Source organism: Halotia branconii CENA392 (assembly GCF_029953635.1).
Taxonomy (GTDB): Bacteria; Cyanobacteriota; Cyanobacteriia; order Cyanobacteriales; family Nostocaceae; genus Halotia; species Halotia branconii.
The window spans coordinates 3,182,563-3,195,495 of sequence record NZ_CP124543.1 but is presented as its reverse complement, the minus strand read 5'-3'; the positions used below and the strand labels follow the sequence as shown (position 1 = coordinate 3,195,495).

The window sequence follows — 12,933 nt, the reverse complement described above, 5'->3', positions numbered from 1 at the left end:
CAACTTTTTGTATTATCCCGCCAACGGTTGCATTTTGCTCATCTGCCTTACTCTAATCAGGGGTCGCACCCCTAATTCGCCAGCAGTATCTTGGAAGGGGTGGGATGAGCTTAAATAATTTGCCGATTTCGTCACAAACAAATGTCCACACCTTGCAAAACCGCCGCTAAAATTGCTTTAGGTTTACGACTTGGTTTGCGAAATCAACCTGTATGAGCAATACGCCTCCTCATCACTACATTTCTCAACTTAACCACCTGATTATGTCAGTCTGTTGGCTACCTTTAGCGTAATGCTAATGTTTCAGCAGACAGTGAGAGGATCTGCACTACACCAATCACAGGAAGCATCACCACAGCATTGCCCATCATTGTACTTTTGCGACCTTGAAATCTTAGCATCTCACCAATTCTTTAGCGATCGCCATTATCTTTTTTGTATACCTAGCAGGAGTTGATGATGTCAAAAAAATCACCATCATATCATTCTTTACGAGTTAGCTTGATTGCTTTGACGATGGGATTTATGGGATGTGTAAATCAAGCAGCAAGCACCTCTTTTACTCAGACCACCACAGTAAACGAAAATTTGCCCCAAGTCGTAGCAACTACAAGTGTGCTATGTGACTTAACTAAACAGGTTGCGGGCAACACAATTAACCTTTCGTGTTTAATTTCTCCTAGTACAGACTCTGATTTCTATCAACCAAAACCAGAAGACCGCCAAGCTATTGAGCAAGCAAATCTCATTCTTTACAACGGCTATAATTTGGAACCAGAACTAATAAAAATCATTAAAGCAACTAAAAACTCTGCACCCAAAAGAGCCGTTGCTCAACAGGCGGTTCCCAAACCACAACAGTTTCAAAAAAATGGTAAAAAAGTAGCCGATCCTTACATTTGGCATAACCCTAAAAATGCTATCAAGATGGTAGAGATAATTAGCAGCAACTTAGAGAAGTTAGAACCTAGCAATGCAGTTATTTATAGTGACAATGCCAAACAAATTAAAAATGAACTAACTCAGATGAATAGTTGGATCAAGTCAAGAATTGCTAGTATTCCTGTCAAGCAACCTAAATTAGTCACAACATATAATGAGCTAGGTTATTACACTAAGGCATACAATATTTCTTTAGTAAATTTTAGTATTGACGAAAAACCGACAGATATACGAGTGAAAAACTTAGTTAAAAATCTGCAACGCACTAAAGTACCGACAATTTTTGCCCAGACGAAAATGAACCCTAACTTGGTGCAATCTATAGCCACAGAAGCACAAGTGAAAGTTTCCGAAAGAGAATTGTTGACTGAGGGGCTGGGTGAACCGGGAAGCGAAGGAGACACTTATCAAAAAATGATGATTAATAATACACGCACAATTGTAGAAGGGCTGGGAGGTACGTACTTGATGTTTGCACCAAAAGACAGTCAGTAGTAGACATTAAGAGAATTTGGTAATGGATTTAAACTCGTTACCAAATTCTCTAGAAACTATGCTTGAAACTCCTATTTTTTTATACAAGTTTGCAACCACTTTTTCCCCAGACTATAATGCAAGTAAGCACTTGCAAACTTGAATGAATAAAATTATCCGTTCTTCCGCCCTGACCCGTACACGTATCATAGAAGCTGCCTCACAGGTATTTGCTAATCTAGGTGTTCAAGGAGCAACCACCCGTGAAATAGCTCGTGTAGCTGGCGTGAATGAGGTAACTTTATTTCGCCATTTTGCTAGTAAAGAGCAACTTCTAGGGGCAGTGATTGAAAATGCTTTAGTACTTCAAATAGAAGCTTTGGCTCATCCTGAAGCCTGGACACAAAATCTTGGCGTTGACTTAAAGCATTATGCCCAGCTTTATAACTCTATGCTGGAAGCTCAAGAAGACTTAATTCGTACCTTCATTGGAGAAGCCAAACGTCATCCTGAGGCTGCAAAGCAAGTGATTCAAGCAGCGGTCAAGCCTTTAGAAGAAAAACTTATAGCTTATCTACAATCTAGTCAAAAACGAGGTGATGTGAGACCGGATATTGATCCGTTGCCGGCAGTTGATATGTTTACAGGAATGTTACTAGCCGGAATGCTGTGCCGTAATGCCAATTTTAAACAAAATAAGTATGACCGTGAGCATTATATCCAAACTTGTGTAGATATTTTTGTGCGTGGTATCAGTACGGCTTCTGTTTAAGTTGCTCAAGCCTTACTCATAGACTATAATTTCACGTCGTTGCAAGCAAAGGGAAGCAATCGCAAAGATTGGGATTGTTACTCTTCTCCTTACAAAGACGCTATGCCGCAGGCTTTATACTGTTTCACTTTAAAGTTGATACATTTGGGCAAGCAGGGGAAGCAGCACTTCGGCTACGCGGCAGTTGAGCGTAGTCGAAACTCAGTGACCGGAGGCAGGGAGAGTAAGAAAAGTAATTTGTATCAATAATTTCGTGAAATGGTATTACAGCAGTCGTTCATGGGGAGGCACTGCGTTGGGCGGGTTCCCCGACTTGTAGGAAGTGCCGCCGACTTGTAGCAAGTGGCGTGGAAACCCCCAAGACTGAGCTGCTTCACCGCTAACGCATCTACGCTTCGTACCCTGCGGGAACGCTAAGAGCAATCGTAATGACAATTGGGTATTTTTTTACTTACAGTACTTTAATACGACTGTAAATCGTCAGTTATATTAAAAAGCGCCTGGGAGTGTTGCCGTGTTTCCACCCCAGACGCTTTTTATTTTTAACTTGCTCCTCACACACAAATCAAAGATATCATCTATTTCATGGGATAGCAAGTAAAATAGGTGACACTTTGCTAACTGGAACATTTCTACATAAAAATTAAAAAGCGCTTGGGAGTGTTGCCGTGTTTCCACCCCAAACGCTTTTTATCTTTAATTTGCTCCTCACACACAAATCAAAGATATCACTTATTTTATGGAATGGCAAGTATTATGAGTGACACTTTATTTTTAGTGTAAAAAGTGGCGTACACCTGTTAGTACCATCACTAAACCCAATTCATTCGCAGCCTTGATGGAGTCTTGATCTCGTAGACTTCCTCCTGGTTGGACAATGGCAGTAATTCCTGCTGCTGCGGCTGTTTTTACTGAATCATCAAACGGGAAAAATCCATCGCTGGACAGAGTTGCACCTTTGGCTTTTTCCCCAGCTTGTTCGAGGGCAATTTTAACTGAACCGACGCGATTCATTTGACCAGCACCTACACCTAGGGTAGTACGATCGCTTGTGACTACGATCGCATTGGATTTTACATGTTTGCAAACTTTCCAAGCAAACAGCAATTCTGCCAATTCGTCAGCGGTGGGTTGACGTTCGGTAGCGATTTGCCATTGGTTGGTGTCTGCAACCATATCATCGGCAGATTGGACTAAAAAACCACCTGCGATCGCTTTTATAGTATCTTTAGAACCATTATGCAAATCTGCTAAAGTCAAAACCCGGACTTTAGATTTTTTAGCCAAAATTTCTTCAGCTTCAGGTTCACAACTGGGTGCAACCACGCATTCTAAAAATGTCTGAGTTAATTCACTGGCGGTAGCAGCATCAATAGTGCGGTTAAGGGCGACAATTCCCCCAAAAGCTGAAACAGAATCAGCCTTAAAAGCTTTTTGGTAAGCTTCTACAAGAGTATTTCCTAAGGCTGTACCACAAGGATTAGTATGTTTGATAATTGTGGCTGCTGGGGTATCTGTAAATTCAGCAATAATTCGGCGTGCAGCTTCTAAATCAACTAAATTGTTGTAACTCAGTTCCTTCCCTTGCAGTATTTTGGCAGCTGTCCATCCTGTGGGGGTAGTGCCAGTTTGATACCAAGCAGCGGGTTGATGAGGATTTTCGCCGTAGCGCAGAGATTGTAATTGTGTGCCGCTAAGGGTGTACTGCTGCGTTCCTGCGAGGTAAGATGCGATCGCTTGATCATAACTAGCAGTATGCAAAAAGCCTTTTAAGGCAGCCTTTTGGCGGAACTCTAGAGATGCTTCCCCGTGATTTTGCCGTAACTCTTGCAAATATTCGTCATACTGTGCCGGATCGCATAATACTGTCAGATGGGCGAAATTTTTTGATGATGCCCGTAACATCGCCGGGCCACCAATATCAATCTGTTCCACAGCTTCAGCTAATGTTACTCCTGGTTTGGCAATAGTTTCTTCAAAAGGATAAAGATTCACTACTACTAAATCAATCGGACGAATTTGGTTATCTTCTAAATCTGTGACATCGCTAGCTACATCTCGACGTGCTAAGATTCCCCCATGAATCCGGGGATGCAAAGTTTTCACCCGACCGCCTAAAATTTCTGGCGAATTTGTGTAATCTGCAACTTTCGTAACTGGTAGCCCAGCATCTTTTAGGGTTTTGGCTGTTCCCCCACTGCTGATTAAATCAAAGTCAAATTCTTCCACCAAGCTACGGGCTAGGTCTATTAAATTAGTTTTATTAGATACACTCAGCAGTGCTAAACGCGCCATTGATCGATTCCTCAAAAGTTAGGCTGTGATGCGAAAGACTCCAATTTTCACATAAGCCTTGGTTCACTTCAAGACCACAGAAGAATCATGCTCATATCATAATCCGGCAAATTGAGTGTTTATTAGCGATCGCCCAATCATTGCATTTTTTGAGGTTGCATTGGTTGAAAACCACAGGCGATCGCTAAATCCTGACGCAGTACAGCCAAGAAATCAAGTCTCAAAATCCCGCAGATTAGCGGTGTGATAGAGTTTATAAATTAATTACTTGTGGCTTAAAGCTTGAGCGACTATCCCAGTAATCAGCTTGATTAATATTCACTTTGAGTAAAGCAATATCAGGTTCATCTAAACCTTGAGGAAACCAAGTTTGCAGTTTTGGTTGCCATTTTTCTTGCATTTTATTGCGGTCTTGTACAAGTTGTGCTGTACCTGATAGAGAAATATATCGCTGTTGGTCAGGTGACGAGAAACTCACATTTACATGCTGGTTGTGTTCAATCTCAGCTGCCTTGTGAGAACTGCGATAAATAAAGAACCAAAGTGTACCATCAGAATTAATCTCGCCATTTTTGGACATTGGGCAACTATGCAAGCTGCCATCTTCTTCTGTTGTAGTCAACATGCCACAGTCAATGTCTGCTATTAATTCACACAGTTTTTTAAGTTGTTGATCGCGGTCTGTAGAAGTTGTCATTGAATGTACTCTTTTGTATTTTGTTTTTTTTCAGATTATGAGTTGTCGATTAAAGCCAGTTTTAAAGGCTAATAGAACTCTTTTTCTGTGTTAGCGTTTTTAAATTTAAATTACTTCGATCTAGAGATGGAATTATCTAGAAATTAGCTTTTTTATTTATACATATATAGATAGGTGTGGAAAACTAGACTAAAGAGTTAGAAAAAACCAGTCAGCAATGACACTGCGTAGTTTGCTTCTTTGCAGGAGTACGCTTAAAGCAAAGCAGTAGCGACGTTAGGAGCATCACCTGAGAGTCAAAACTTTAGTCTTCTCCCGAATTAGTTTACAATTAAGCGTCATCCTCAGCGAACTTAAAAATGTTCTTGAAATGGCAGAATATGACAACCTGTGTAAAATCCTGGCAGAAACATATCCCCATGACTTTATCCGTAATTATTAAGCGAGGAAATTATGCAAGAGTCAGTGATTTATCAGCATATTTTTCAGAAAGGAGAACAGAAAGGTGAAAAAAAGAGTGAACAAAAAGAAGCTTTTCGCTTTTTGAAGCGCCAGTTAAATCGTCGTTTTGGAGAAATCGATTCATCAATAATTGAGCAAATTCAAGTTTTATCTACTGTACAGTTGGAAGTATTAGGAGAAGAGTTTTTAGATTTTTCTAATGTATCTGATTTAATAGCTTGGTTAAACCAGATAGACAACAGTTAGTTTTTCCGAATTTAAGACCAAGAATCTAAATCTAGAGATTGCATTCCTCGGCTTTGAGCAAAATCTAGCATACTTCCCAACTGCAACCAAACTAACAAACAAGTCAACAAGCCTAGAGGTAAAGCAACTCCTAATGCTAGGGAAGAGGGAAAGCCAAATATCTGTAAACCCGAATACAAAAACAGAAAAATACCGCTAGTTATACCTAGAAATGGTACAAATAACTGTTTTAAAGAAGAACTAGGCTGAGGATTTTCTTGGCGATCGCTCGACCATTTCTGTACAATTACTTTCAAGGTTCCAGACAAGGCCACACCAGAAGTTAATGCGATGAATAGTCCCATAACTAGTAAAAGATATGGCGGTTGCAGAGGGAAGTAGTACATAAGAACTCCTGATAGTGATTTAATTGTTATTTAGTCGCTGGTTTTCTGTAAAAGCTGCTAGAGATGTAGCTTTAGGAAGAATCGCCGCTACGCTTTCTTTAGATAAATCTGTTAACATGCCAATCGCCACATTCAATAAACGATTTGGCTGGATATCATCTTTAACTAAATTCCACAGACGTTGCACTTCTGCTGTATGCAGGCGGTCATCTTCAGTCAGCGCTAACACCAGCTGTCGCCGCAAAAATTTTCCTTCATCAGATAGCAAATATTGCAAACCCATTTTGGCGGTGGGTACAACATCAAAGTTGCCATCAGTACGAGCGATTTCAATTAAATTTTCTAAGCGTTGCCACTGGAATTTACCATCTTTAAACAACACATTCAGTAATCGTCGCCGTAATGCTGGAGATTCTCCTGTCAGTAAGCGCCGCGCTATGTAGGGATAACCCACTTCAACAATTTTAAAGTTGGGATTGAGACTGAGGGCAATGCCTTCTTGTGTCACTAAAGAACGAATAATTAAAGCGAATTTGGCAGGAACTCGGAAAGGATATTCATACATCAGTTCCGAAAATTCATCGGTAATGGTTTTGAAGTTAAAATCACCGACGTTTTTACCAATCGCGCTTCCCAGCACTGACTCTAAAGCCGGGATAATGGGACAAATATTTGTGTCTGGAGTCAAAAAACCTAATTTGACAAAATCTTCGGCTAAATCTGTGTAGTCCTTGTTAACTAAATGTACTAAGGCATCCACCAGTGTTTCTTTAGTGGGTTCCTCTAATTGATCCATCATGCCAAAATCAATGTAAGCCATGCGACCATCGGGCATAGCAAACAAATTGCCAGGATGGGGGTCGGCGTGAAAGAAACCGTGTTCTAGTAGCTGTTGTAAACCGGAGGTGACACCAATTTTAATAATTCCTTCTGGGTCTAAACCTACTTCACGGATGCGTTTAGTATCTGTGAGTTTGAAGCCGTCAATCCATTCTAGGGTTAAAACGTGGGTATTGGTGTAACGCCAGTAAATAATGGGAACTTTTACTTGTAGGTCATTGCGGAAATTGCTAGCAAATTTTTCGGCGTTGCGACCTTCGTTAATATAGTCAATTTCCTCAAATATTTTTGTGCCAAATTCATCTACAATCAAAGTCAGGTCGTGACCAAGATTCAAGGGCAACCAAGGAGCCAACCAACTTGCAGCCCAGCGCATCAAATATAAATCGAGTGTGATGACAGGGCGTAAGTGGGGACGTTGGACTTTAACTGCGACTTCTTCGCCAGTGACTAGACGACCACGATATACTTGACCCAAGCTTGCAGCGGCCACTGGTGTAGGCGACAATTCACTAAAACTTTCAGAGATTGAACGGTCTAACTCAGTTTCGATAATTCGATAAGCGATCGCATTATCAAAGGGTGGCAGTTGATCTTGTAGCTTGACAAGTTCTTCTAAGAAATCTTTACGTATTAAGTCAGGCCGGGTAGAGAGGGCTTGACCAACTTTAATGAAAGTGGGACCTAGGCGAGTGAGCAGTTCTCGCAACTGGGTAGCGCGTTTACCCTTATTCTGCTCAACTTGATTTTGCCACTCGTCCCACTTCAGACTAAAAATAAATCCAGCAAAAGACCAGATAATTCTTAGGAATCGTCCCCAAGCCAGCCAGGGACGGTAACGATAATGACGAGCGATTTCGTCTGGGTTGTAGCGCTTTAGCTGACCAGGTTGATACTGACCCACGCCTTTTTTGCCTCTTCAACTGGGAAATTTACATTTTTGTTTGTATCCAGACTGACAAGCTAGTTGCAAGTCTGAGATTATCGATAGCTTTTTATAAAAAACTATTAAAGTTTACCGATTTTTTAGATAGTATTGACGGCAAATTGTTCCGACCTTACTACCCAAGCTTTTTTATCTTTTTCTTAATTATACTTTATAAAAGTACAACTATTTGCGATAATTTTGATGAAAGATGAGTTATGGCAGTTGAGTGTTGCTTTGATTGCAGAGATTGCGTAGGCGTAGCCCGTCGTAGACATCGCTCACATTCGGGTTATTCTGAAGATAGTTATACAACCAGTTACAACCGCGCACCAGCAGTTGGTCTAAATTTTCTACAGGCCATAACCGAGCTGTATGGTCATCAGCAGCCGTGGCAATATACTTACCATCAGGACTGAAGCTCACACTTCTAACTGCCTTGCGATGCCCTGGAAATTGAGCAACTTGCTGGCCACTGAGGCTCCACAACCGGGTTATGCCATCATCAGCAGCAGTAGCGATGTACTGACCATCAGGGCTAAAATTCACGCTCCAGACAGTACCCTGATGTCCTTGGAATCGAGTTAGTTGCTGTCCGTCGAGGTTCCACAATTGGGCTGTACGGTCATCACTAGCAGTCACAATGTATTTACTATCAGGACTGAAACTCACACTCCAAACACTGCCTTGATGTCCCTGGAATTGTACAAGCTGCTGCCCGTTGAGGTTCCACAATTGGGCTGTACGGTCTTCGGAAGCAGTGACAATGTACTTACCATCAGGACTGAAACTCACACTCCTTACCCAGTTCTCATGCCCTTGGAATTGCACAAGCTGCTGCCCCTTGAGATTCCACAATCGGGCTGTACAATCATCAGAAGTAGTGACAATGTATTTGCTGTCGGGACTGAAACACACGCTCCAGACAGTACCTTGATGTCCTGAAAATTGGGTAAGTTGCAGTCCGTGGAGGTTCCACAATCGGGCTGTACGGTCAGCAGTAGCAATGTATTTGCCATCAGGGCTAAAACATACGCTTCTAACTGCTCCTTGATGCACGAGAAATTGGGTCAATTGTTGCCCATTCAGATGCCACAACCGAACCGTACAGTCAGACGAAGCAGTAGCGATATACTGACTATCAGGACTGAAACATACACTTCTTACCCAATGCTGATGTCCTTGCAATTGGGTAAATTGCTGTCTATTAAGATGCCATAACCGAACCGTACAGTCAGATGAAGCAGTAGCGATATACTGATTATCAGGACTTACACTCACGCTTCTCACACAATCCTGATGTCCTAGAAATTGAGCCACCTGCTGACCGTTGAGTTTCCAAACTCTGGCTGTACAGTCATCACTAGCAGTCACAATGTATTTACCATCCGGGCTAAAACACACACTCCAAACATTGCCTTGATGACCTCGAAATTGGGCTATCTGCTGCCCTTTAATATTCCACAGCCGAGCTGTGCAGCCATCAGCAGCAGTGACAATATTTTGACCATCAGGACTGAAACTTACACTTCTAACTGCTCCTTGATGTCTTCGGAACTGGGTAATTAACTGACCATCAAAATTCCATAATCGGGCTGTACAGTCATCACTAGCAGTAGCAATATACTTGCCATCGGGGCTAAAACACACACTTCTAACTGCTTTTTGATGCCTAAGGAATTGGGTAAGCAATTGACCACTGAAGTTCCAGACTCTAGCTGTACAATCGTCACTAGCAGTAGCAATGTAGTTACTGTCGGGACTAAAACATACACTCCAGACAGTACCTTGATGTTCAGGAAATTGAGCAAGTAATTGACCATCTAAGTTCCATAATCGGGCTGTATGGCCTGAAGCAGTGGCAATATATTTGCCATTAGGGCTAAAACACACACTCCAGACAATATCTTGATGTTCTGAAAATTGGGCAATTTGCTGACCATTAACTTGCCATAATCTAGCTGTACAGTCGTCACCAGCAGTAGCAATGTATTTGCCATCGGGGCTAAAACACACACTCCTCACCCAACTTTGATGTCCTTGGATTCGGTTACATTCTTGGATACGATCAAGAATAGTTCGCAAAGCTAGCAAAGGACTGGTAGCGGGATATTCTTCTAAAGGACGATTATCTTTGACTAAGGCTTGTAAAGCTTTGCCACTTTGCATTGCTAATATTAGCGAGTCTAACTGGGCAAACTCAAATTGTCGTAAAGCACTCACGCCCTCACGTTCTAACCTTGTACCTTCTTGTGCTTCTTGGAGGGCTATTTGTTGTTTTTGCAGTTCTTTGTTGACTTGAACTAATGCTGCTTCTGCAAGCTTTAGTTCTTGTTCAATCAACTTTCTATGTTGACGTTCCTTTTCGAGTTCGGCTAACAGTTCACTTCCTTGTTGTTGACGAATAAACGATACAAGATAATCGTGAACTAGTTGATATCGTTCGGCAGGAACTTCTGGTAATAGTAATACTAGTCCTGATTCGACAAAAATCTTTAAGATTAAATCTAGTATTTCGGCTTCTGTTGCTAAATCTGCTGCCAATTCGGCACGAGTTTTCAAGGGACGAATATTGTTTTCATCTGTGAGTAAATATAAAACTAACCGGGCTGTACATTCATTCTCAGAACCGCAATCATGAATGACTGTTTCTAAAAATCGTTCCACCAGCTTTTCTTTAGTGCCAAACTGACAATATTTTTCTAATGTGGTAATTTTCTCAGTTTGCAGTTGTGTACCAATAATTTGTAATTCAATAGGGCGGACTTCTCCTAATTCCCCAGCTAAATCTTCTACTAATTTATCAACTAACTTTGATTCGAGGTAAAAATGTATTTTTTCTGTTAGGTTCTGTACAACTGCTTTAGCATCTTCGGGTGAAAAATTGCCCAAATAATAGCGAATATTTTTATCTAAAATATTATTGTTGATAGTACTCAAATCGAATAGTCGGTCAAATTCTAATAAATAATGGAGATAGTCTTCTCGCAATGATAAAATAATTTTTATAAAAGGAATATTTAAGCAGACTCGCAAAAAATCATAAAATGGTCTTCTTTGAGCTTGGTCTGTATACACAAAGAAAAATTCTTCAAATTGGTCAAAAATTAATACTGTTAATAGATTACGATCAGCATTTTTATGTAACTGTTCTACAATAGCTGCAATGGAATCAAGATTAATAGCAAATGTTTGAGATCTAAGTTTTTCAAAAGTATCTATCCAAGAACGATTGAGCATTCCTACCCAATCTGTGTAAGAGCGAATCAAGATAGGTAAAACATCCCGCGCCCCAATTGCTTGCTGTTGTAAAGCTGGAATTAATCCACCCTGTAAAATAGAACTTTTCCCGACTCCAGAATGACCATGAATCACAGTGAGTTTATAGTCATTACGACTAATTCGTTCTCGTAAACGATTGACATCTTGTTCTCGACCAGAAGCAGAAATCTCTTGAGCAATTGTTTCAGGATGTTCAATTTGTAACTGTGCAGAACCAATAATTTGTCGCTGAGGATTGAGATAAGATGCACCAATAAAAGCGCGAAAACCATATTGATGTTCAATTCTTAATTGCTCTTGTTTGATATTAAAAGCATCGAGATATTTAGATTGATTAAAATAAAGCGATCGCAAATTCTCTAATATAGATATATATAGTTGTGGGTCGTATTGATGGTTACTTTCTTTTCTGGAGGCTTCTAAATTAATAATTGCTGCGGAAATCTGATGCAAATTTTGCTGCGATCTCGCTAAAATAAACCGATATAAAACATATTCATGATTTGATAGATTAGGAATATCATCTAATATGTGTAGTGCTTTATGAGCAAGTTGATTGGCTTGGTTCCATTGTGACTGCTGTAGCGCGACTTCTGCCAGAAAACCATAATCTTGAGCTATTTGTAGCGGATTTTCATAAAATTTATGCAGAGTCAAGGATTTTTCAGCTAAATTTTGTAACTCTGACCATGCTTGCAGGTGTCGCAAAATTTCACCAAGTTTATTAATATGTTTAGCAACTAAATCTGGACGTTGTGCTTGTTCAAAAATATTAATGGCTTGCTGAAAATAATCTTGAGAGTTTAGCCAACCTACTTTACTCTCTGGCTGATTTTTCTCTGCTTGCCGATCATAAACTATGGCAATATGAACTAGTAAAATACCTTGCCGTTCTAAATGATTATTTTGTTGCCAAAAGCTTAAACTTTGTTGATAATTTACTAAAGCTGAGTCTATGCGATCGTGTTGATAATCATTCAAACCAATCACAAACTTTAGACTTGCTTGTAGTGATAATTCTAGTTCTTTTCCCAAAGTTTGTAAATCTTTGCAAGCCGTTTCTAATTCCCAACAAGTTTGAGGGTTACAGATTATATCATCGGCAAAAATTGTATCAGTTTTTTGCTGCAAAAAATCGACTAAATCATTAGTAGTGTTCTTAAAGGTAATTATCGTAGCCCAATTTTCTAAATCTGTAGCTAATCTGATAAATTTTTGCAGAACTTGGTCATTAATCCATATTAATATCGGAAATGAAAACTTTTTTCTAAACTCTTCTCGGACTTGATTGGCTGATGTCAAAACTGTCTTAATATCTTTAACTGACTCTAAACCAAAAACCATCAATGCTGGTGGTTGTTCATCTCCCAATTGTTCGCTGAGATTTGTATAAAGTGTTTTAACTGATGTAGGTAAAGTAATTTCGCGGATTTTTACAGAAGATAATTGATGCAATCTATCTACCATCCGCTGGCGCAAAGCCCCATAGTTACAGCGCAGCAAAATTAGCGAAAATTGACCCTGAGAAAGGGTAATTGCTCGTACTAAAGTATGTAAAGAACTTTCGTTGTCAGTGGATAAATTTTCTGATTTGTGGTGATTAGTCATATAG

At 40.2% G+C, this 12,933-nt stretch carries 7 protein-coding genes and 1 pseudogene; 3 read left to right on the top strand and 5 right to left on the bottom strand.

The window, feature by feature from the left end:
- Positions 1-459 precede the first annotated feature (459 nt).
- Together QI031_RS13955 and QI031_RS13950 are read left to right on the top strand one after the other, a co-directional pair.
- Entirely contained in the window at positions 460-1,437 is a 978-nt protein-coding gene (locus QI031_RS13955) for a metal ABC transporter solute-binding protein, Zn/Mn family (RefSeq protein ID WP_281486022.1), read from the top strand.
- Positions 1,438-1,579: 142 nt separating this feature from the next.
- Positions 1,580-2,188, top strand: coding sequence for a TetR/AcrR family transcriptional regulator (locus QI031_RS13950; RefSeq protein WP_281485727.1), 609 nt, complete (start codon positions 1,580-1,582; stop codon positions 2,186-2,188).
- Positions 2,189-2,962: 774 nt separating this feature from the next.
- Here QI031_RS13950 and purH read toward each other — a convergent pair.
- Together purH and QI031_RS13940 are read right to left on the bottom strand one after the other, a co-directional pair.
- Positions 2,963-4,483 carry a bifunctional phosphoribosylaminoimidazolecarboxamide formyltransferase/IMP cyclohydrolase gene (gene purH, locus QI031_RS13945; RefSeq protein WP_281485726.1) on the bottom strand — a complete coding sequence of 507 codons (1,521 nt, stop codon included), beginning with the start codon at positions 4,481-4,483 and terminating at the stop codon, positions 2,963-2,965.
- Positions 4,484-4,736: 253 nt separating this feature from the next.
- The gene (locus QI031_RS13940; protein WP_281485725.1) at positions 4,737-5,180 is read right to left on the bottom strand and encodes a pyridoxamine 5'-phosphate oxidase family protein; all 444 of its coding nucleotides are present in this window, start codon (positions 5,178-5,180) and stop codon (positions 4,737-4,739) included.
- Between the two features lie 435 nt (positions 5,181-5,615).
- Between QI031_RS13940 and QI031_RS13935 the strand changes: the two are divergent.
- A pseudogene (locus QI031_RS13935) lies at positions 5,616-5,888 on the top strand (DUF4351 domain-containing protein); the annotation flags it as partial.
- An 11-nt stretch (positions 5,889-5,899) separates the two neighbouring features.
- Here QI031_RS13935 and QI031_RS13930 read toward each other — a convergent pair.
- The 3 genes from QI031_RS13930 to QI031_RS13920 all read right to left on the bottom strand — a co-directional run bounded on the left by QI031_RS13930 (position 5,900) and on the right by QI031_RS13920 (position 12,929).
- The gene (locus QI031_RS13930) at positions 5,900-6,274 is read right to left on the bottom strand and encodes a hypothetical protein (RefSeq protein ID WP_281485724.1); all 375 of its coding nucleotides are present in this window, start codon (positions 6,272-6,274) and stop codon (positions 5,900-5,902) included.
- A gap of 19 nt (positions 6,275-6,293) precedes the next feature.
- Entirely contained in the window at positions 6,294-8,018 is a 1,725-nt protein-coding gene (locus QI031_RS13925) for an ABC1 kinase family protein (RefSeq protein WP_281485723.1), read from the bottom strand.
- Positions 8,019-8,255: 237 nt separating this feature from the next.
- The gene (locus QI031_RS13920; RefSeq protein ID WP_281485722.1) at positions 8,256-12,929 is read right to left on the bottom strand and encodes a WD40 domain-containing protein; all 4,674 of its coding nucleotides are present in this window, start codon (positions 12,927-12,929) and stop codon (positions 8,256-8,258) included.
- Positions 12,930-12,933 lie beyond the last annotated feature (4 nt).